We start from the raw sequence: 21,313 nt of genomic DNA, 5'->3' as shown, positions 1-21,313 counted from the left end.
CATGACCGAGTCTGCCACCCCCGACCGCCGCGACACGATTGAGGACGCCCTCGCGGCGCTGAAGGCCGGCCGGCCGGTGATCGTCGTGGACGCCCATGAACGGGAGAACGAGGGCGACTTCGTCGCCGCCGCCTCGACGATCACCGCGGAAACCGTCGACTTCATGCTGCGGCACGGCCGCGGCGTGCTGTGCGCCCCGATCACCGCGGACACGGCGAACCGACTCGACCTGCGGCCGATCGTGGAGGAATCCGCGAACACGGCGCCGCACCGCACGCCGTTTCTGGTGCAGGTCGACCACATCGCGGCCGGCACCGGCGTTTCGCCGGAGGCCCGAGCCGGGACGCTGCGGGAGATGGCGAACCCGCACAGCGTCGCCTCGGACTTCGTCAAACCCGGCCACATCTTTCCGCTGCTGGCGAAGCCCGGCGGCGTGCTGCGGCGGGCCGGGCACACCGAAGCCGTCGTCGACCTGATGACGCTCGCCGGCCTGCCGCCGGTCGGCTGCCTGATCGAAATCGTCTCCGCCGACGGGAAGGGGATGGCCCGGGGCGAGGAGCTTCAGAGGCTCGCCGCGGAGCACGGCACGCCGGTCGTCAGCATCGAGGACCTCATCAAGTACCGCACCTCGCGGGAACGGCTCGTCACCCGGGAGGCCGAGGTGCCGATTCCCACCCGTCAATACGGCACGCCGCGGGTGATCGCCTACAAGGTCGAGCACCAGACCCAGGAACCGGTCGCGCTGGTGTGGGGCGACCTGAGCGAGGGAGCCGGCGACAAGCCGCCGCTGGTGCGGATGCACTCCTCCTGCTTCACCGGGGACCTGCTGGATTCGCTCCGCTGCGACTGCGGGGATCAGCTGCACCTCGCCATGACCCGCTGCCACGAGGCCGGCCGCGGGGCGGTGGTCTACCTCCCGCAGGAGGGCCGCGGCATCGGCCTGACGGCGAAGCTGAAGGCCTACGAACTGCAGGACGCCGGGGCGGACACCGTCGAGGCGAACCACAAGCTCGGCTTCAAAGCGGACCAGCGGGACTACATGGTCGGTCTGCAAATCCTGAAGGACCTCGGCCTCTCCCGCATCCGCCTGCTGACGAACAACCCCAAGAAGCGGGAGTCGTTCGTCAGCTCCGCGATGGGACTGGAAGTCGTCGAACAGGTCCCGATCATCGCCCCCCCGGAGCCCACCCGGGAGAAATACCTCGCGACGAAGCGGGAAAAGATGGGGCACGCGCTGCCCTAGCGGGCAAATTCCAAGAGACAAGAATTCAAGAACCAACATAGATGGGATTCGCTCCCTCCTGTTTTGGTTCTTGATTTCTTGGGATTTGAAGCTTCCGGCGAAGCCGGTCTTCTGCACGCTGTCGGGGGCCAGCTTCTTGATGGCCGCGGACGCCGGGCAGATGCTTCTCAACTCGCCTCGCACTCGGGTCGCCTCGTCGTGAGGCCGTTTTGAGAAGACGGTCCGCACTCCGTCTTGGAGTGGGCGGAGGTCTGGGCGGGTCGTTACCGAACCGAGCCGGGGTTCGCGGCCATCGTGGCGGCGGTCTGGCTGGTGGCGGCCTTGATCGCGGCGGCGACGTCGGCGTCGCGGTTCAGCGGCAGGATCTCCCGGTCTTCGCTGACCAGCACGTCCGGGGCGACGCCCTGGTCGGCCATCTGGCGGTCGTTGGGGCTATAGAACATCGCCGTGGTCAGCTTCAGGTCGCCGGAGACGGTGCGGACCGGGAAGTGCGTCTGAACCGTGCCCTTGCCGTAGCTGTTCCGTCCGACGATCACCCCGCGGCGGTTGTCCTGGATGGCGGCGGCGAAGATCTCGCTGGCGCTGGCCGAGCCGTCGTCCACGATCACCGCCATCGGCACCTTCCAGGTCCGGGTTTTCTTGGCCGTGGCGGACATGTTGTCCTCAGCCAGACGGCCCCGGGTGCTGACGATGGTGCCGGCCGGCAGGAAGGTGTCGCTGACGCTGATCGCCTGATCCAGCAGACCGCCCGGGTTGCCGCGGAGGTCCATCACGAGGGCCTTCATCCCGCCCTGGTAGAGCTGCCACAGGGCGGCGTTCAGTTCGGTCTGGGTCGTCGCGGCGAACCGGTCCAGCTTCAGGTAGCCGACCTTCGTGCCGTCGGCGGCGGTCATCAGCTGCACGACGCTCACCGTCTTCAGCTCGACGCGGGCCCGACGCAGGTTGAAGGTGCCGAAGCGTTCGCCCCGCATCACCCGCAACTGCACCGTGGTGCCCTCGCGGCCGACGATCAGGTCGGCGGCGGCGTTCAGGCCTTTGCCGGCCAGGTCCGTGCCGTTGACCGCGACGATCACGTCGCCCCGCTGCAGGCCGGCGTTGGCGGCCGGGCCGCCGGCCAGCGGCTTGACGATCACCACGCCGCGGTCGTGCTCCTTCAGTTCCACGCCCAGCCCGACGACGCTGGTGTCCAGCGGGCCGGCAGTCTGCTCCGCGGCGTACTGGGCCGGGATCACCGTGGCGTCCACGCCGTAGCCGGTGCGGGTCTCGCTGGGCAGGAAGCCGCTGAACTTGTCGAGGGACTCCACGGCGCCGAACAGAAACTCCGCCGCGACGGCGTCGGCGCTCAGGCCGAGTTCGTTCTGGGCGAGGCTCGCCGTCTGCCGCATCACCTCCAGGGCGCCGCTCCGGTCCCGCACGTTGCGGGCGTTCAGGCCGGCCAGCCGGCTGCGGAAGCTCTGCACCTTACGGCTGTCAGCGGTCAGCCGGTGGGCCTGACGGAACGAGTCGTTGCCGACGGCTTCAGACAGGTTCTCCAGGGCCATCGCCACGCGGTCGGCGTAGCTGTTCGGCTCCCGGTGACGGGCGTCGATCAGCTGGCTGCTTTCCACGTACAGGTTGACCAGCCGGCTCCAGCCGGTGCCCGTGGCGAACCGCACCACCTTCGGGTCGTCGTAGCGGTAGGCGAGACGCTCCGCGGTGCTCGGCTGCGGCTTCGGGGTCGCTTTCGGGACGGCCCGGCCGGCCGGCTCGGTCTGGTAGTCGCCGTAGGGGCTGCGGGTCGGGGTTTCGAAGCCGCGGTCGTAGCCGCCGTTCGATTCGTAACGGGCGGTCGCGGAGGGGTCCGGGCCGAAGTCGGCGGCGGTGCGGTCCTGGCCGCAGGCGACGGCCGGGACGAGCAGCGCCAGGCCCAGGGCGGCCAGCTCGATCAGCGAGCCGGCGGTGAACCCAACCTTGGCCTTCGGCCGAACGATCGGGGCGGTGCGGGTGAAAGAATCGTTCATCGCGTCAGAGTCCTTGCTGAGGCGGGCCACACGGCCCGGGTGATGAGAGGGGAGGGAGGTCGGCGTCAGGCGACCGCGGGCAGGGCGACGTACCCGCCGCAGGCGACGCTCATCGGGAGGGCGAACTCGTTGTCGGCGTCGAAGGCGAAGGCGTCGTCCTCCTCGTCGTCGTCGCGGCCCTTTGCGTCGCCGGCCGCGTCGGCCAGTTCGCCGCGAAGGATGCGGACGTCGCCGGGCGCTTCGATGCCCAGCTTCACGGTGCCCTTGCCGGTGCGAATCACTTTGATGACAATATCCTCGCCGATGCGGATGGCTTCGTCGGACTTGCGGGTGAGAACGAGCATCGTGCTGTCTTTCGTGGGGCGGCGAAGTCGGCCGCGGCGTTGGGGGGCGGCTCGCGTCGTCGCGGGCCGTCAGGAACGAAATAGCCTTGACGCATCGGGCGTGCCGTTTCCGGCGCCTGCCGGCGGAGGAGGGGTTGATTTGACGTAAGTCGTTGTCTGTCTTGAGGAAGAGTTTCACCGGGAGATCCCTTAGCACCCGAAGAGTTCCCCCGGCTTCTCCTGAGCGACCACGGAGAATCTGCAAACGACGGCCGGCAACGCAGTGACGTTGCACTTCTGACACACCTCCCGGAGGCCGCGTCGTCCAGACGGACGACAGCCGCGTGCCGCTTGCACCCGCGACGCGACCTGCCGACACTCCGCCCATGGCCAGCCCCGCGAACCCGCAGATCACCCGGAAAGAGGTCGCCCGCGTGGCGAAGCTCTCCCGGCTCGCGTTGAAGCCGAACGAGCTGAACGCCTTCACCGCTCAGTTGCGGGCGATTCTCGGCTACGTCCACCTGTTGGACGAGGTCGACACGGCCGACGTCGAACCGATGGCCCACGCCATCGACGTGCGGGACGTGCTGCGGGAAGACGTGCCCACGCCGATGCTGCCCCGGGAGGCGGCCCTCGCCAACGCCCCGGCCAGCGACGGGGAGTGCTTCCTGGTGCCTCAGATTCTCGGCGGGGAGTGACGACGCCCGTGCCGCCCGACCCCGCTCACCCGTTCCCGACCGCCGCGGACTTCGCCGCGGAGATTCGCTCCGGCAGCCGCTCCGCGGTGCAGATCGCCGCGGACGCCCACACCCGCATCGCCGCGGTGGACGGCGGAATCAACGCATTCCTGCACACCGACGCCGATCGCTCCGCCGTTTTCGCCGCGGAGGCCGATCGGCGGATCGCCGAGGGCAGCCAGTCCGGCCTCGCCGGCGTACCGGTGGCGATCAAAGACAACCTCTGCGTCGAGGGGGAGCCGTGCACCTGCGCCAGCCGAATGCTGGCGAACTTCCGCCCGCCCTACACGGCGACGGCCGTGCGGCGGCTGCTGGATGCCGGGGCGGTGCCGGTGGGCCGGACGAACCTCGACGAATTCGCCATGGGCTCCAGCACGGAGAACTCCGGCGCCGGCCCCACCCGCAATCCGTGGGAGCCGGTGCGGGCGCCGGGCGGGTCCAGCGGCGGCAGCGCCGCGGCGGTCGCGGCCGGCATGGCGCCAATCGCCCTCGGCAGCGATACGGGCGGCAGTATCCGCCAGCCGGCCGCCTTCTGCGGCGTGGTCGGTTTGAAGCCGACCTACGGGCGGGTGTCGCGGTACGGACTCGTGGCGTTCGCCAGCTCCCTCGACCAGATCGGCCCGTTCGGCCGGACGGTGCGGGACGCGGCCGCCGTGCTTCAGGCGATCGCCGGCCACGACCCGCTGGACAGCACCAGCCTGTCCGACCCGGTGCCGGACTACCTCACCGACCTCGACGAGCCGCTCGCCGGGCTGCGGGTGGGCGTGGTCGCGGATCACTTTGACGTCGGCCTCGACCGGGAGGTGTCCGACGCGGTGAAGGGGGCGATCGAGCTGTACCGCTCCCTCGGGGCGGAGGTGGTGGACGTTACGCTGCCGCACAGCAAATACAGCGTGGCGACCTATTACCTCATCGCCCCCTCCGAGGCCTCCAGCAACCTGGCCCGCTACGACGGCGTCCACTACGGGCACCGGGCGGCGAAGTTCGATTCGCTGGAGGAGATGTACGAACGCAGCCGCGGCGAGGGCTTCGGCGACGAGGTGAAGCGCCGGATCATGCTGGGCACCTACGCCCTTTCCAGCGGGTACTACGACGCCTTCTACCTGAAGGCGATGAAGGTCCGTCGCCTGATCCAGCAGGACTACGTCGCCGCCTTCAAGACCTGCGACGTGCTCGCCTCGCCGGTGACGCCGACGACCGCGTTCGCCATCGGGGAACTCGCCGACGACCCGCTGGCGATGTACCTCTCGGACGTCTACACGATCAGCGCGAACCTCGCCGGCATCCCGGCGATTTCGCTGCCCTGCGGGTTCTCCAAAGGCCTGCCGATCGGGCTGCAACTGCTCGGCCCGGCGCTGTCGGAGCCGAGCCTGCTGCGGGCCGCCCGGATGTACGAGGCGGCCACCGATTGGCACAAGCGGGTCCCGCCGCTTCAGGATCAGACGGGACAACCCACTCAGACGGGGCACAACGTGACGAGGACGACGCCGTGAGCGACGATCGGAAGGTCACGCCGGTCATCGGGTTGGAGGTGCACGTCCAGCTCGCGACCCGCACGAAGCTGTTCAGCGGTTGCGCGGCGGACTTCGCCCCGGACGAACCGAACACCCGCACTGACCCGCTGGTGCTCGGCCTGCCGGGCTCGCTGCCGGTGTTGAACGCCGCGGCGTTTCGCATGGCGGTGAAGGTGGGCCTCGCGCTGAACTGCGAGATCGCCCGCTTCTGCAAGTGGGACCGCAAGCAGTACTACTACCCGGACCTGCCCAAGGGCTATCAGATCAGCCAGTACGACCTGCCGGTCTGCGGCGAGGGCTGGCTGGACATCGACGCCGACGAGGGGACGAAGCGCGTCGGCATCACCCGCGCCCACCTCGAAGAGGACGCCGGCAAGAACATGCACGCCGGCGGCGTCAGCCGCGTCGACCTGAACCGGGCCGGCACCCCGCTGGTGGAGATCGTCTCCGAACCGGACATGAGCAGCGCCGCGGAGGCGCGGGCCTACCTCGAACGGCTCAAGCTGCTCCTCACGTACCTCGGCGTCTCCGACTGCAACATGCAGGAGGGCAGCCTGCGGTGCGACGTGAACGTCAACTTCAAGATCGCCACGCCGGAGGGCGTGAAGGCGACGCCGATCTGCGAGGTGAAGAACCTCAACTCCTTCCGCGGCGTCGAGGCGGCGATCGAGTTCGAACGCACCCGTCAACTGGACGAGTTCGACCGCACCGGCCACACGATCAAGGACGCCCCCAAGAGCACCCGCGGCTGGGACCCGGACAAGCAGGTCACCGTCGCCCAGCGGACCAAAGAGGAAGCCAGCGACTACCGCTACTTCCCGGACCCGGACCTCGTCCCCGTGACCCTCACCGAGGAGGCGATCGAGGAGCTGCGGGGCGAACTGGGCGAATTCCCGGCCGACCGCCGCGTGCGGATCGGCGAGGTGTGGGAGCTGAGCGACTACGACGCCGGCGTGATCATCGAGCGCGGCAAACCGTTCGCCGACTACTACGAGGAGGTCGCCCAGACCGCCGACGACGGCAAGCGGGCCGCGAACTGGTGCACCCAGGACGTGCTCCGCGACCTGTCGGAGCTGAATTACGAGATCGAAACGTTCCCGATCCCCGCGGGGACGCTCGGCCATCTGCTCAAGCGGGTCTCGGCCGGGGAACTGAACACGAAGGCCGCCCGCGACGTCTACGCGGACCTGCTGGCCCGCCCGCGGGACCAGAACACGCCGGAGACGGTCGACGCGATCGTCGACGAGCGCGGCCTGATCGCGGTGACCGGCGGGGCCGAATTGGAGGCCGCCATCGACGACGCCCTGGCGAACCCGAAGAACGCCGTCGCCGTGGAGACCGTCCGCGGCGGCAAGCAGCAGGCGGTCGGCCCGCTGATGGGTCAGGTGTTGAAAGCCGTCTCCGGCGCCGACCCGAAGACCGTCCGGGCGATGCTGCTGGAACGGATCAACGGCACGGCCTGACGGCCGCGTTCGAATCGCACCGCCAGAACGGGACCTCACGCCAGCGTCCCGGACCCTCGAAGGGTCCGAGACGCGACGCTCTCCGGACCTCGCCGACTCAGCTGGCCGCTTTTTCAGCCGCTTCGAACTCCGCGGCGACCTCCCGCTTCAGCTCGCCGCTGCGGTACTTCGACCAGTAGGCGTTCAGATCCCGCTTCACGACGGGGGAGAGCAGCACGACGCCGATGATGTTCGGGATCGCCATGCCGAGGATCATCAGGTCGCCCAGTTCCAGCACGTTCGTCGCGCTGATGATCGAGCCCAGGAACACGAAGATCAGGAAGATGATCCGGTAGACGATGGAGGCGGCGTCGCCGAACAGGTAGCACCAGCTCCGCTCCCCGTAGTAGCTCCAGGAGATCATCGTGGAGTAGGCGAACAGCACCGCGGCCCCGGACAGCACGTAGGGGAACCAGGAGATTTCGCTGCCCATCGCGGCGCTGGTGAGGGCGGCGCCGTTGTTGTTTTCGACGTACGTGGCGAGTTCCGGGTCGGCGTAGGCGCCGGTAATCACGATGACGAGCGCCGTCATCGTGCAGACGACCACGGTGTCGATGAACGGTTCCAGCAGGGCGACGATGCCTTCCTGAATCGGGTACTCGCTCTTCGCCGCGGAGTGGGCGATCGCCGCGGAGCCGACGCCGGCCTCGTTGGAGAACGCCGCCCGGCGGAAGCCCATGATCAACACGCCGATGAACCCGCCGTAGGCGGAGTCCCATTTGAACGCCTCGCCGACGATCGTGCCGAACGCGTCGGGGATCTCGGTGAAGTTCTTGCCGAGGATGAACAGGCAGGCGGCGACGTAGATCCCGCACATCAGCGGCACGATCTTGCCGGCCGTCGCGGCGATCCGCTGAATCCCGCCCAGGATCACCAGCCCGACCAGGAAGGTCATCACCAGCCCGTAGACCCAGCGATATTCGAGCAGCTCGGGAAACTGCTTACCGACCGCGCCGAGGGACTGATTCACCTGGAAGGCGTTGCCGCCCATCATCGACCCGCCGACGCACAGCACCGCAAACAGCCCCGCCAGTACCACGCCCAGCGGTTTGAGATTGATGCCGCTCAGCCCGTCGCTGAGGTAGTACATCGCCCCGCCCATGATTTTGCCGTCGGCCCGGACCTTCCGGTACTTCTGCCCCAGCGTGCATTCCATGAATTTGCTGGACATGCCCAGCAGGCCGGCGATCACCATCCAGAAGACCGCCCCGGGGCCGCCCATACTCACGGCGATGGCGACGCCGGCGATATTGCCCAGGCCCACCGTCGCCGACAAGGCGGCCGCCAGCGCCTGGAAGTGGCTAACCTCGCCCTCGTCGCCGGGGGTGTCCCATTTCCCGGCGGTGATCTCCAGCGCGTGCTTAAAGGCGCGAAGGTTGATGAAGCCGGTGTAGACGGTGAAGAAGATGGCGGCGAGCACCAGCATCACCACGACCGCGGCCAGTCCGATCGGTTCCTCCATGAACGGGGAACTGAGGTCGTAGAACATGACGGTCGCCATCGCCCCCGCGACGGCGCCGGCCCCCTCGTTCACGGTCGCCTGCCAACCCGTCGCCTCCGGCGTGAGCGCCTCGACGCCTTCGACGTCGGCCTCCCCCTCCGCCGCGACTGTTTCCGGCGGGGCGTCCTCCCCGATCTCTTCGCCGCCTTTCACGGCGATCGGGTCGGTGGCCGCTTCCGCGGCGGGCTCATCAGCGAGGGGGGCGTCCTGTGCCGGGGCCGGGCCGGCTGCAAAGAACAGTGCGAGCAGGAGTGCGAACGAGGTGGCTCGGGGCGAAGTCGACATCTGCCAGGGGGCGGGGGGTTCGAACATTCGGCCGACGCGAGGCCCGTCGGCGGGAGGCGGCCATCATGGCTAGAGCGACTCCGCCGCGGTAGGCAAGGCCAAAAGGGCGGGACAGTTGGTGGGATCGCATCTCAATGCGGGCTCATCCCCCGGCATTTGTCACACCCCCAGTTGTTGAAACGTTCGGCCCCCGTACGATGACCCCGTGAGCGAACCCGTCTCCGCCGCCGACCGCACCTTGCTCGCCCGCCTGAACCGGCGGTCGCGGGCAGGAATTGAAGAGTTGTGCGACGATCTCGGCGTGACCGCGACCGCCGTGCGGCAGCGGCTCACCCGGCTCTCGGACGCCGGGTTGGTCGATCGCCGCCCCGTCAGCGTCGGCCGCGGACGGCCCCGCCATCTGTACGGGCTCACGCCGGACGGCCGCCGGGCCCTCGGCTCCAACTATCAGGAGTTGGCCGACGCGATGTGGTCCGCCCTGTCCGAGGTGGAGGACGAGAAGGTGCGGGCGTTCCTGTTCGGCCGTTTGCAGGACACGCTCGTGTCCCGCTACGGCGGCGACGCCGAGGGAGAGGGCGAGTTGCGCCAGCGGCTCGCGGGGCTCCGCGACGCCCTGCAGGTGCACGGCTTCACCGTCGAAATCGACGACAGCGGTCCGCTGCCGATCCTGCGGGAGCACCACTGCCCGTATCTGGACATTTCCGAGGACGATCCTCAGATCTGCGAGTTGGAACAGAAGGTGTTCGAGCGCGTGCTCGGCACCGGCGTCGCCCTGACCCGCTGCTGCCGGGACGGGGATTCCTGCTGCGAATTCACGCCGAACGGCTCGGCCCTCGTCGGGGCGGCTCCGGCCAACGCGGGGGGTCGATCATGAGCGTCGCCGCCGTTCCCGCCGCCGCCTTCGCCGACGATCCCGGCACGCTCCTGGAGCGTCCGCCGACCTCCCAGCCCGCCGACGGCGGCTGGCTGGAGGGCCGGTTCGAGGAAAACGTCGTCCTTACCACGGTTTCGCAGGCTCTCAACTGGGGGCAGGCGAACGCGATCTGGCCGATGACCTTCGGCATCGCCTGTTGCGCGATGGAGATGATGGCCATCGGCGGCCCGCGGGTGGATCTCGAACGGTTCGGCTGCGGCGCCTTTCGGGCCTCGCCCCGTCAGGCCGACCTCATGATCGTCGCCGGCACGGTGACGCACAAAATGGCTTCCCGGCTGCGTCGGCTCTACGAGCAGATGCCGGAGCCGAAGTACGTGCTGGCGATGGGCGCCTGCACGGTCGGCGGGGGACCGTACTTCAAACACGGGTATCACGTCGTCAAAGGCGTGGACCTGGTAGTGCCGGTGGACGTGTACGTCCCCGGCTGCCCGCCCCGGCCCGAAGCGTTGCTGGAAGGCATCCTGCGGCTTCAGGACCGGATCAACGCCCGCACGCTCGCCCGCCGGTCAGGAGCGACCGAGGAGCGGCTGCCCGTCCCGCATCATTCCGGTCGCGTCGCCCTGCCCGTGTTGGCCGGCGACGCCGTGACCGTCCGGCCGCTCGCCGTCTGACGCGACTTTTTTATCCATCCAGAGTGACGACCGGTCGCCGCGACCGGTCAATAACGAAGCTATCCGAGCGCAATGAGCACCCTCCAAATCACCGATCTGCACGTCTCCGTCGGCGACACGCCGATCCTGCGCGGCGTGAACCTCACGCTCAACAGCGGCGAGGTGCACGCCCTGATGGGTCCGAACGGCAGCGGCAAAAGCACCCTCGCCTACGCCCTCGCCGGGCATCCCGGCTACGCGGTGACCTCCGGCAGCGTCACGCTGGACGGGGAGGAGATCATCGAACTGGAAGCCGACCAGCGGGCCCGCAAGGGGCTGTACCTTGCCTTCCAGTACCCGGTCACGATCCCCGGCGTGAAGGTGGCCGACTTCCTCCGGCACGCGGTCTCCAACGTCCGCAACCCGGACCGCAAAGAGGGCGGCGACCTCATCCCGATGCGGGAATACCGCCGCGAACTGTACGAGCGGATGGACGAACTGAGCGTCGACCGCGCCTTCGCCCGCCGGTACCTCAACGAGGGCTTCAGCGGCGGGGAAAAGAAGCGGATGGAGATCGTCCAGATGGCGATGCTCCGCCCCCGCTTCGCCTTCCTCGACGAAACCGACAGCGGCCTGGACACCGACGCGGTGAACGTGGTCTCCGAGGGAGTCGCCAAACTGGCCAAGGAGCAGGACACCGGCGTCCTGATCATCACCCACCATGATCGTCTGCTGCACTACAACACGCCGCAGTACACGCACGTGATGCTCGGCGGGCGGATCGTGGAGACCGGCGGCAAAGAGCTGGCGGAAGAACTGTACTCCCAGGGGTACGCCGGCGTTCGCGAGCGGCACCCGGACGCCGCCGCGGAGGCGGATTCGCTCAAGGCCGGGACGGAGTCCGAATTGGCGGGGGTCGCCTGAGCCGGCCCGCACCGGCCGCCGCCCCGCCGTCACCGCTGCTATTTCCTCCTTCCGACGCACGACCATGCCCGCCGCCCTCGACACCCCGACCGCCGACGCCCCCGCCCGCGACTTCGAGTCCCCGGTCGCCGACCGGCCGGACGTGGACCTCGGCGATTATCGCTTCGGCTTCCACGATCCGACCGACAAGTACGCGTTCAAGTCCCGCAAGGGGTTGAACCGCGAGGTCGTCGCGCAGATCTCGGAGATGAAAAAGGAGCCCGCCTGGATGCGGGACTACCGGCTCGACAGCCTCGCCCTGTTCGAGCAGCGCCCCACGCCGGACTGGGGCGGCGATCTCGGTAAGATCGATTATCAGGACATCTATTACTACATGAAGGCCAGCGCCGGGCAGGAGCGCAGCTGGGACGACGTGCCGGAGGACATCCGCAAGACGTACCAGAAGCTCGGCATCCCGGAGGCGGAGCAGAAGTATCTCTCCGGCGTGAAGGCCCAGTACGAGAGCGAGGTCGTCTACGGCTCGCTCCAGCAGGACCTGACCGATCAGGGCGTGATCTTCACCGACACCGACAGCGCCCTGCGGGAGCACGAGGAGTTGTTCCGCGAGTACTGGGCGACCGTCATCCCCGCGGACGACAACAAGTTCAGCGCCCTGAACAGCGCCGTGTGGAGCGGCGGGAGCTTCATCTACGTCCCGCCGGGCGTGTCGATCCAGTTCCCGCTGCAGGCCTATTTCCGCATCAACAGCGAGAACATGGGCCAGTTCGAGCGGACGCTGATCATCGTCGACGAGGGTGCCAACATTCACTACGTCGAAGGCTGCACGGCCCCGACGTACAGCAGCAACTCGCTGCACAGCGCCGTGGTGGAGATCGTGGTCAAGAAGAAGGGCCGCTGCCGGTATTCGACCATTCAGAACTGGTCGAACAACGTCTACAACCTCGTCACCAAGCGGGCTCACGTGTACGGCGACGCCACGATGGAGTGGGTCGACGGCAACCTCGGCTCGCAGCTGACAATGAAGTACCCGGCGTGCCACCTGTTGGAGGAGGGCGCCCGCGGGGAGACGCTGTCGATCGCCTTCGCCGGTCCCGGCCAGCACCAGGACGCCGGCGCCAAGATGGTGCACGCCGCCCCGAACACCTCCAGCCGGATCATCTCCAAGAGCCTGTCCAAGGACGGCGGCCGCAGTTCCTACCGCGGCCTGGTCAAGGTCATGGACGGGGCGAAAGGCTCCAAGAGCAACGTCGTCTGCGACGCGCTGATCCTCGACCCGGAGAGCAAGTCCGACACCTACCCGTACATCGAATGCGAGGAGGCGGACGTTTCGCTGGAGCACGAGGCGAGCGTCTCCAAGATCGCCGAGGACCAGCTGTTCTACCTGATGAGCCGCGGCCTGTCGGAGGCTGAGGCCAGCGGGATGATCGTCACCGGCTTCATCGAACCGCTCGTCAAGGAGCTGCCGATGGAATACGCCGTCGAGATGAACCGGCTCATCGAACTGCAGATGGAGGGCAGCGTGGGCTGACGCCCCGTTCGCCGGTTTCCCGTTCGTCCTCCCAGCCGTCGGTTCGCCCGACGCGCGCCCACTCGTTCTCCATGAAATCCGCCCTCACCGCCGCCCCGGCCCCCGCCACGTTCGACGCGGACGCGTTCGAACGGTTCCTTGAAACCCGCACCGAGCCAGCCTGGGTGACGGAGCGGCGGCGGGAGGCGTTCGCCGAGTACCTCGCCCACCTCGCCAAGCCGGACCCGGCGGAGGAATATCGACGGGTGGAGCTGCGGTTCCTGCGGCCGGAGAAGTTTTCGCTCGCGGAATCGGGGGCGAACCCGGCGGAATTCGCCGGCGGCATGACCGACGCCGCCGGGTTCGGCGGCCGGGCGGTGCACGCCGACGGCGCCGCCGCTCACGTGGAGCTGTCCGAGGAGTTGAAGGAGGCCGGCGTCGTCTTCGGTTGCCTTTCGGACCTCGTCAACACCCACGGCGAGCTGCTCGAGCCGTATCTGATGACGAAAGGCGTCAGCCCGGAGGCCGACCGCTTCGCCGCCTGGCACGGGGCCTTCTGGACCGGCGGGACCGTGCTGTACGTCCCGCGGAACGTATCCCTCGAACAGCCCCTGCACAGCCTGATCGGGCTCAGCGGGACCGGGAACTGCGACCTGTCGCACACCCTCGTGATCCTTGAGGACGGGGCGGACGCGGCACTCCTCGAAGAAACCGCCAGCCTCGGCGAAGACGCTGGGCTGCACGTCGGAGCGGTCGAGCTGTTCGTCGGCGACGGGGCGAAGCTCCGCTACGCCCAATTGCAGAACTGGAACGCGAACACGCTGCACTTCGCCCATCAGTGCGGCCGCGTGGGCCGGGACGGCTTGCTCCAGTGGACTGTCGGCGGCCTCGGAGCGAAGCTGGCCCACGTCCATCAGGACGTGAAGCTGGACGGCCGCGGCGCCCGCGGGGAGGTCAACGGGGTCACGTTCTCCACCGGCCGTCAGAACCTGTCCTATTACACCCAGCAGGCGCACAACGCTCCCGACACCGACAGCGACCTGCTCTACAAGACGGTTCTGCGGGATAAGTCGAAGGTCGTCTGGCGGGGGATGATCAAGGTGGAGGAGGTCGCCCAGCGGACCGACGGCTACCAGCGCTGCGACTCGTTGATGCTCTCCGAGGACGCCCGCAGCGACAGCATCCCGGGGCTGGAGATTGAGGCGGACGACGTCCGCTGCACCCACGGGGCCACGACCGGCCGCGTGGACGAGGAACAGCTGTTCTATTGCCGCAGCCGCGGGCTGATGGAGTCGGAGGCGATGCACATGATCGTCGCCGGGTTCTTCGACAAGGTGCTGGACCGGGTGAACGTCGACCCCGTGCGGCAGGCGCTCGCCGCCGCGACGGAGCGTAAACTCGGTATCGGCGACTGACGCCGCGTCCCGTCTCCGCCCCCTTCGCTCCCTGCTCTCCGACCGCTCCGCCCCGATGCCTGCCGAATCTGAACTCGTCGACGCCCTCAAGGAGGTGATCGACCCGGAACTGATGGTCAACATCGTCGACTTGGGACTGGTCTACGACGTCGTCCCGCCGGAGGAGGAGGGCGGGCAGGCGAAGGTCTCGATGACCCTCACGAGCCCGGCCTGTCCCGCAGGCCCGCAGATCGTGCAGAACGCCAAATCGGCGGTCGAACGGGTGGAGGGCGTCGGCGAATGCGACGTGACCCTCACCATGGATCCGCCCTGGTCGCCGGAGCGGATGACCGACGACGCCCGCGATCAGCTCGGCATTTTCTGATCGTCTCGGGGACTGAACGTCCGGCTGCCGGGGCTGACGACAGCCCCGGGGAGGCCTGTCGCGGATTCGCCCACGCCGTCACGCCGAAAGCGGTGCGGAGCCGCGACAACCGCCGACCTGAACAGAAGTTCCTAAGAAAAATTGTCAGTTCCGGGGCCGTTCGCCGGATCTTCACGTGACGTTTGGACTTGGGCCGGCGGCACGCCGATCGCTCCGGCCCCGACAGCCCGCAGGACGCAAAAAATCGGAGCGCTGGACAGTGTTTCGCTGCGTCCCTGGACGCTAATCCTTGCTCCGCCGGGGGAGCGCCGACCCCCGATGCCGGATCCGCCCGCGAACCCGCCGCCGATCGATCGTGCCGCCCGTCCCCGCGTCTTCCTCAACCTCCCCCTCGGCGTCCGCGGGACCGTCTCCCGATCCGCGGCTGTCCGGATTGATGCTGGTTTGCGAGGACGCCCCGCGACCGCTGCCCCGGCCGCGGCTGGCTCTCGGCCAGCCGACCACCCGCCGCTGGAGCATGGAGCGGGACCTGTCCGCCGTCGCGGACTGCGGCTTCGATGCGGTCGGCCTCTGGAACGGTAAGTTCCGCTCGCGCTCCCGGCGGGAAGTCGCCAAGGCGGTCCGGCGGTCGGGCGTGAGCGTCAGCAGCCTCTCCTGGATCGGCGGATTCACCCACGGCGACGAGTTCGATCGGCGGCAGGCTTGGTTCGAGGCGGCGGAAGCGATCAAGCTCGCGGGCGAGGTGGGGGCGAAGTGCGTGTGCGTCGCCACCGGCGGCAACGGCTGTTTTACGGAGCGGCACGCCTCCCACAACCTGATCCCGGGCACGCTGCGGAAGCTCGGCGCGATGGCGGCGGAGTTCGACGTCTCGATCGCGGTCCAGCCGCTCCCGGGTCGGCTGGTACGGGACAGCGTGGTGCGGTCGGTGTCGGACACGCTCAAGCTGTTGGATCGGGTGGGCCGGCCGAACGTCGGCATGGCGCTGCCCACGTTGCTGATGGCCCGGAATCCCTCGCTGGTGAACCGGGTGCACGAGTTCGCCCACGCGGTAAAGCTGGTCAAACTCGCCGATTGCCGGGTCAGAGCGGGGCGGGGCGAACGCCGCGGTCAGGGGCAATACCCCGGCAACGGATCGCTGCCGCTGACGACGCTCATCCACCGGCTGGCCGAGTGCGGCTACACGGGCGACTACGAGCTGGACGTTTGGAACCGGCCCGCCTGGGAGCGGGAGGATCACACGGAGAGCCTGCGCCGCACCGTCCGCTGGTTCGCCGATCTGCACGACGAGGTTCATTGAGCCGGGGCCCGTCGCGGCGAGCGGGCCGGCGGGGGTGACGCGGCGGCGGGGTCGGCGGTACCGTGCCGGCCCGTTCCCGACCTCTCCGCCCGCTGCTGTGACCGACGAACTGCCGCAACCGTTGGACGTGATCGCCGTCGGGGCCCACCCGGACGATGTGGAGATCGGCTGCGGCGGCACGCTCGCCCGGCTCGTGGAGCAAGGCTACCGCGTGGGGCTGGTCGATCTGACCGACGGCGAGCCGACCCCCGGCAGCAGCGGCCGAGAGGAACGCCTCGCCGAGGCGAAAGCCGCCGCCGAGACTCTCGGGTTGCATCACCGGCAGACGCTCGAACTGCCGAACCGGCGGCTGTTCGACTCGTTCGAGGCCCGCTGCGAACTGGCGAAGGTCTTTCGCCGCTTCCGGCCGAAGGTCGTGCTGGGCATCGCGGACAAGACGCCGATGGCCTCGCCGGACCATTGGCAGGCGACGCAGATTACCGACGCGGCCGTGTTCTACAGCCGGCTGTGCAAATGGGACGAACACTTCGACCACCTGCCGGTCCACCGGATCGACAAACAGGTCTGGTACCCGCTCGGCTTCAGCACGACCGCCCTGCCGCCGCACGGCGGGGCCTTCGTGACGGACATCACCGCGACCTACGAGAAGAAGGTCGCGGCGGTGAAGTGCTACAAATCGCAGTTCCCGGCGGAGAAGAAGCGCGTCTGGAGCATCTTGGAGGGCGCCAGCCTGTCGAACGGGGCCGCCGCGGGGTTCGAGCGGGGCGAGATGTTCCTCTCCGCCACCACGGTCGGCACGCGGGACTTCCTGCAAACCGTGCTGCCGGCCGTCGAGCCGGTGGACGCCCCCTGAGCGGCGGGCCCGGCGGCCCCGCACGACCGGCGGGATGTGGGGCCGTCTTCACGGAACGCAAGCGGGTCGTGTGTTTCCGGAGGGGCGGTGCCGTAGACTGTGCATTGACTTCCCGCACCGCTTCGGCCTCCCAATCCCCCGCCCGCCGTGCTGTTCATGGGCCGCTCCGCGTCATCCAAGCCGATCAAATTGCGGCACGGCGTGCTGAGCATCACGGGGAACTTTCGGAAGAACAACGAGGACAGCGCCCACGTCGATCCGGACGGGCGGTTCTTCATCGTCGCCGACGGAATGGGCGGACAGGCGGCCGGCGAGAAGGCCAGTGCCATGGCCGTCGAGATGATTCCGGAAGCCCTGATCGCCAAGCTTGACTTCAAGCGGGCGGGGAAGGAGGCGGTCTCCCAACTGCTGGACCGGGCCGTCGCGGAGGCGAACTCGGAGATCATGGCCGCCGGGGCCCTCGACCCGGAGCAGAACCAGATGGGCACCACCGTGGTGTTCCTCGTGGCGGCGGGCGGGTTGCTGCACGTCGGCGGCGTCGGCGACAGCCGGGTTTATCGGCTGCGCGACGGTCAACTCAAGCAGCTCACCACGGACCACAGCCTCGTGCAGGCTTTGGTGGAGGCCGGCACGATCAAGCCGGAGGAGGCGGCGACGCACCGCTATAAGAACGTGCTTTACCGTTACCTCGGCAGCAAGGAGGGCGGACAGGGGGCGTGCGTGAAGGCGCTGGAGCCGAAACGGGGCGACCGCTTCCTGCTGTGCAGTGACGGGGTGACGGACGGGTTGGACGGGGAGCCGCTCCGCGATCTGCTGGTGTCCCAGCCGGACCCGCAGGCCGCGGCGGAAGCCGTCGTGCGGGCGGCCCAGGAGGGCGGTTCGAAGGACAACATCACCTGCCTGATCGTCGACGTCGTCTGACGGGCAGCTTCTCTCCGGGGGCGGCTTCCGCCCGCCCCCGCGGCGGGGAACGTCCGTGAAACGCCCGGGCGTTTCCCGGTTCTCTGCCTGACACGTCCGACCGCACGACCCTCGGCGCCGCTTTTCGCGCGTCGATCGGTTCCGCTCGACCACCGAGATTCCCGCCTCCCGGCGCCGGGGGCTTGCCCACCCCCGTCGGTCGGGAAGAATATGGAAAGTCTGACGACGTCGCTCCAGCGCACAGGTGCGTCGGCGTGTCCGGCCGCAGGTCCTCCCGGACTCGGCCCCGCTACGGTCTTCTTCCCACGAACCACCAGTCCTGCATCCGATGAGACGTCGAACTCATTTCTTCCAGCCCCTCGCGTGGGCGGCCGCCGCCTGCCTCCTCGGGGCGTCCGCCTCCTTTGCAGAAGCGGAGGACAAATCGGACTTCCCGGAACACGCCAAGGTCTTGGAAGGGTTCGATAAAGTCGCCAGCCCCACCAAGGCTGACGGCACCGCCGAAAAGCCCCTCTGGACGCTCTGGACGCGGTCCAAAGACGGCCAGATGTTCGCCGAGTTGCCCGGCGACTTCGCCTCGCAGCAGTACTTCGTCGCCCTGACCGTCGCCAGCGGCGAGGAGTTCGCCGGTCTTCAGGCGGGCGATCTTTACGTGAAGTTCAAGCGCTACGACAAGGTGCTGGCGGTCATCGCCCCCAACGTCGACGTGCGGACCTCCGAGAAAGAGGCTAAGGCCTCCGTTGAGCGGCTGTTCACCGACCGCGTGCTGATGGAGATCCCCATCGTCACGATGGGCCCCGGCGGCGGGCCGGTGATCGACATGGACGCCCTCTGCGTCGGCAAGGCCGGCGATTTTTTCCAGGGGCTCTCGATCAACCGTAGCACCCCGCGGATCTTCGGCATCAAGCAGGCCAAAGCGTTCACGGAGAACGTGGAAGTCGCCTTCGAGGTTCCCGGCTCCGGCGGTCAGCTCAAGACGCTGCACTACAGCTTCAGCGTGCTGAAGCCCAGCCCCGGCTTCAAACCCCGTGAGGCGGACCAGCGCGTCGGCTACTTCACGACCGCCTACAGCGACTACGGCAAGTACGACGACGACGAGACCCGCGTCCGCTACATCACCCGCTGGCACCTGGAGAAGGCCGACCCGAAGCTGAAGGTCAGCCCGCCGAAGGAGCCGATCGTCTTCTACGTCGAGCACACCACGCCGGTCCGCTACCGGCGTTGGGTCAAGGAGGGTATCGAGTCCTGGAACAAGGCGTTCGAGGAAATCGGCATCGAAGACGCGATCCAGGTCGAGTACCAGGACGCCAACACCGGTCGCCATATGGACAAGGACCCGGAGGACGTCCGCTACAACTTCGTCCGCTGGCTGAACAACGACGTCGGCACGGCGATCGGCCCCTCCCGGATCAACCCGGAGACCGGCGAGATCCTCGACGCGGACATCATCCTGACCGACGGCTGGATCCGGCACTTCCAGATGCAGTTCGACAAGGTGATGCCGAAGGTCGCCATGCAGGGCATGGGGCCGGAAACGCTGGCCTGGCTGGCGGAGCACCCCAACTGGGATCCGCGGGTGCGGTTCGCCGAGCCGGGCGACCGGGCCGCGGTGGCCGCGGAGATCGCTCGCCGCGCCTTCGACCCGCTCGCCGGGCACGCCGCCGGGCGGGTGAACGCCGAGATGATGGGCGACGACCAGTTCGACGGCCTGATCGGCACCGGCGTTCAGAAGAACGGTCTCTGCCTCGCCGCCAATGAGAAGGGCGCCGAATTGGCCGCCCTCCGCATGGAACTGGCGATGCGGGCCTACGACGCGAAGAAGGCCAAAGCCAAGGCCGAGGCGAAAGAGGACGACGCCGACGGCGACGACGACGGCGACAAGAAGGACGAAGACCCCGCCGAAGACGGCGAGGAGGAGTCGGACGAAGAGGCCAAGAAGTCCGAGGGGGACGACGAGGAGGAGTCCGACGAACAGATGCTCGACGGCATGCCGGAGAGCTTCATCGGTCCGCAGCTCGCCCACCTGGTCGCCCACGAGGTCGGCCACACGCTCGGCCTGCGGCACAACTTCAAGGCGACCGCCGTTTCCAGCTTTAGCGAGATCAACGGCGGCAAGGGCCTGATCGCGACCAGCGTGATGGACTACACGCCGATCAACATCCGCTTCAACGCCGGCGAGGAGCAGGGCGCCTACGCGATGGAAGGCATCGGCCCCTACGACGTTTGGGCGATCGAGTACGGCTACACCGCCGACGCCAAGGAGCTGCCCAAGCTGCTCGCCCGCAGCACGGAGCCGGAGCTCGCCTTCGGCACCGACGAGGACACCTCCGGCCCAGACCCCTTCGCCCGCCGCTACGACTTCGGCTCCGACCCGTTGACCTACGCCAAGGATCAGATGGAGCTGATCAGAGACCGCCGCACCAAGCTGCTCGAAGCGTTCGTCGAAGACGGCGACGGCTGGTTCAAAGCCCGCGAAGGCTACGAGATGACGCTCTCGATGCAGATGCGTCAGCTCGGGATGATGTCCAACTGGATCGGCGGCGTGTTCGTCCGCCGCGACGTGAAGGGTCAGGACAGCGAAACCCCGCCGCTGAAGGTCGTCGACGCGAAGGATCAGCGCGAGGCGCTGGAGTTCGTCATCGAGAACAGCTTCCGCGACGACGCCTACGGCCTGACGCCGGAACTGCTCTCCCACCTGACCACGGCCAAGTGGCTGGACGGGAGCGGCTGGCGGAGCGCCATGAACGACAGCGTCTTCCCGGTGCACGACCGCATCGAGGGGATGCAGGCCTCCGCGATGACCCAGGTGCTCAACCCGACCGTGCTGCGGCGGGTGTACGACAATGAGCTACAGGTCCCCGCCGGGGAAGACGCCTTCACCCTGCCGGAGCTGCTGGAAACGGTGCGGTCCGCCGTTTGGACCGAGCTGAAGGACGTGCCGGAGGGCGAGTTCACCCCCCGGCAGCCGATGATCTCCAGCCTGCGGCGGAACCTGCAGCGGGAGCACGTCAACCGGTTGATCGACCTCAGCCTGCCGGGCGCCGGCAGCGGGGCGGCCTTCAAGCCGATCTCCAACCTCGCCACGATGCAGCTCACGGAGACGGCCGATCAGATCGCCGCCTTCCTGGAGGCGCACAGCGACGCCGCGGACGCCTACACCAAGGCCCACCTGATGGAGGCCGAGTCGATGATCCGCAAAGCGTTGGACGCGGAGTACATCTACAACGCGAACGACATCGGCGGCAGCTCCGGCCGGCCGACGATCATCTTCGGGAACGAGCCCGCGGCCCTGAACCGCCGCTAACGCTCCGTCCGATCCGCTGAGATTCGACCGCCCCGCCGGGCCTCCCGGCGGGGCGGTTTTGCGTGCGCGGGCGGTCGGACTGGCGTGCGGCGCCCGGGC

Annotated in this window: 17 protein-coding genes; 14 read left to right on the top strand and 3 right to left on the bottom strand. The window is 68.4% G+C overall.

Annotation, left to right across the window (positions count from 1 at the left end):
- The first annotated feature begins 1 nt into the window (after position 1).
- Complete coding sequence (gene ribA / locus ACG2DA_RS00960) at positions 2-1,243, top strand: GTP cyclohydrolase II (protein ID WP_395253582.1); 1,242 nt, start codon at positions 2-4, stop codon at positions 1,241-1,243.
- 263 nt (positions 1,244-1,506) lie between these two features.
- Here ribA and ACG2DA_RS00955 read toward each other — a convergent pair whose 3' ends face one another.
- Together ACG2DA_RS00955 and ACG2DA_RS00950 are read right to left on the bottom strand one after the other, a co-directional pair.
- On the bottom strand, positions 1,507-3,243 hold the full coding sequence (locus tag ACG2DA_RS00955) for a S41 family peptidase (protein ID WP_395253580.1): 1,737 nt from the start codon (positions 3,241-3,243) through the stop codon (positions 1,507-1,509).
- Positions 3,244-3,308: 65 nt separating this feature from the next.
- Entirely contained in the window at positions 3,309-3,587 is a 279-nt protein-coding gene (locus ACG2DA_RS00950) for a carbon storage regulator (RefSeq protein WP_395253579.1), read from the bottom strand.
- Between the two features lie 365 nt (positions 3,588-3,952).
- On the opposite strand from ACG2DA_RS00950, the gene gatC reads away from it, so the two are divergent.
- From gatC to gatB, 3 genes are all read left to right on the top strand, one after another.
- Positions 3,953-4,264: an Asp-tRNA(Asn)/Glu-tRNA(Gln) amidotransferase subunit GatC gene (gene gatC, locus ACG2DA_RS00945; protein WP_395253578.1), complete on the top strand. Its 312-nt coding sequence runs from the start codon at positions 3,953-3,955 to the stop codon at positions 4,262-4,264.
- Positions 4,265-4,326: 62 nt separating this feature from the next.
- A complete protein-coding gene (gene gatA, locus ACG2DA_RS00940) occupies positions 4,327-5,796 on the top strand; it encodes an Asp-tRNA(Asn)/Glu-tRNA(Gln) amidotransferase subunit GatA (protein ID WP_395253599.1) in 1,470 nt (489 codons plus the stop codon).
- The gene (gatB, locus tag ACG2DA_RS00935; RefSeq protein ID WP_395253577.1) at positions 5,793-7,280 is read left to right on the top strand and encodes an Asp-tRNA(Asn)/Glu-tRNA(Gln) amidotransferase subunit GatB; all 1,488 of its coding nucleotides are present in this window, start codon (positions 5,793-5,795) and stop codon (positions 7,278-7,280) included. Before gatA ends, gatB begins: the two co-directional genes overlap by 4 nt.
- A 97-nt stretch (positions 7,281-7,377) precedes the next feature.
- Here the strand turns inward: gatB and ACG2DA_RS00930 are convergent, their stop codons facing one another.
- Positions 7,378-9,105: an alanine/glycine:cation symporter family protein gene (locus ACG2DA_RS00930; RefSeq protein ID WP_395253576.1), complete on the bottom strand. Its 1,728-nt coding sequence runs from the start codon at positions 9,103-9,105 to the stop codon at positions 7,378-7,380.
- Between the two features lie 205 nt (positions 9,106-9,310).
- Between ACG2DA_RS00930 and ACG2DA_RS00925 the strand changes: the two genes are divergently transcribed.
- The 10 genes from ACG2DA_RS00925 (at position 9,311) to ACG2DA_RS00880 (ending at position 21,214) form a co-directional block, all read left to right on the top strand.
- Positions 9,311-9,979, top strand: coding sequence for a helix-turn-helix transcriptional regulator (locus ACG2DA_RS00925; RefSeq protein WP_395253575.1), 669 nt, complete (start codon positions 9,311-9,313; stop codon positions 9,977-9,979).
- On the top strand, positions 9,976-10,650 hold the full coding sequence (locus ACG2DA_RS00920; protein WP_395253574.1) for an NADH-quinone oxidoreductase subunit B: 675 nt from the start codon (positions 9,976-9,978) through the stop codon (positions 10,648-10,650). Before ACG2DA_RS00925 ends, ACG2DA_RS00920 begins: the two co-directional genes overlap by 4 nt.
- Positions 10,651-10,722: 72 nt before the next feature.
- Complete coding sequence (gene sufC / locus ACG2DA_RS00915; protein ID WP_395253573.1) at positions 10,723-11,553, top strand: Fe-S cluster assembly ATPase SufC; 831 nt, start codon at positions 10,723-10,725, stop codon at positions 11,551-11,553.
- A 64-nt stretch (positions 11,554-11,617) separates the two neighbouring features.
- Complete coding sequence (gene sufB, locus ACG2DA_RS00910; protein WP_395253572.1) at positions 11,618-13,081, top strand: Fe-S cluster assembly protein SufB; 1,464 nt, start codon at positions 11,618-11,620, stop codon at positions 13,079-13,081.
- A gap of 71 nt (positions 13,082-13,152) precedes the next feature.
- Positions 13,153-14,475, top strand: a complete 1,323-nt coding sequence (gene sufD / locus ACG2DA_RS00905; RefSeq protein WP_395253571.1) for a Fe-S cluster assembly protein SufD — start codon at positions 13,153-13,155, stop codon at positions 14,473-14,475.
- 55 nt (positions 14,476-14,530) lie between these two features.
- Entirely contained in the window at positions 14,531-14,839 is a 309-nt protein-coding gene (locus ACG2DA_RS00900) for a metal-sulfur cluster assembly factor (RefSeq protein ID WP_395253570.1), read from the top strand.
- A 436-nt stretch (positions 14,840-15,275) separates the two neighbouring features.
- Positions 15,276-16,136, top strand: coding sequence for a sugar phosphate isomerase/epimerase family protein (locus ACG2DA_RS00895; RefSeq protein WP_395253569.1), 861 nt, complete (start codon positions 15,276-15,278; stop codon positions 16,134-16,136).
- A 97-nt stretch (positions 16,137-16,233) separates the two neighbouring features.
- Positions 16,234-16,989 (top strand): PIG-L family deacetylase, encoded by a 756-nt coding sequence (locus ACG2DA_RS00890; RefSeq protein ID WP_395253568.1) that lies wholly within the window; start codon positions 16,234-16,236, stop codon positions 16,987-16,989.
- A 156-nt stretch (positions 16,990-17,145) separates the two neighbouring features.
- Positions 17,146-17,910 carry a PP2C family protein-serine/threonine phosphatase gene (locus ACG2DA_RS00885; RefSeq protein WP_395253567.1) on the top strand — a complete coding sequence of 255 codons (765 nt, stop codon included), beginning with the start codon at positions 17,146-17,148 and terminating at the stop codon, positions 17,908-17,910.
- A gap of 328 nt (positions 17,911-18,238) precedes the next feature.
- Positions 18,239-21,214, top strand: a complete 2,976-nt coding sequence (locus ACG2DA_RS00880; RefSeq protein WP_395253566.1) for a zinc-dependent metalloprotease — start codon at positions 18,239-18,241, stop codon at positions 21,212-21,214.
- The last annotated feature ends 99 nt before the right edge of the window (positions 21,215-21,313 follow it).

Origin of the sequence: Alienimonas sp. DA493 (assembly GCF_043951915.1) — a bacterium.
Taxonomy (GTDB): Bacteria; Planctomycetota; Planctomycetia; order Planctomycetales; family Planctomycetaceae; genus Alienimonas.
The sequence above is the reverse complement of the archived record's forward strand: the minus strand, read 5'-3'. Positions and strand labels throughout refer to the sequence as shown.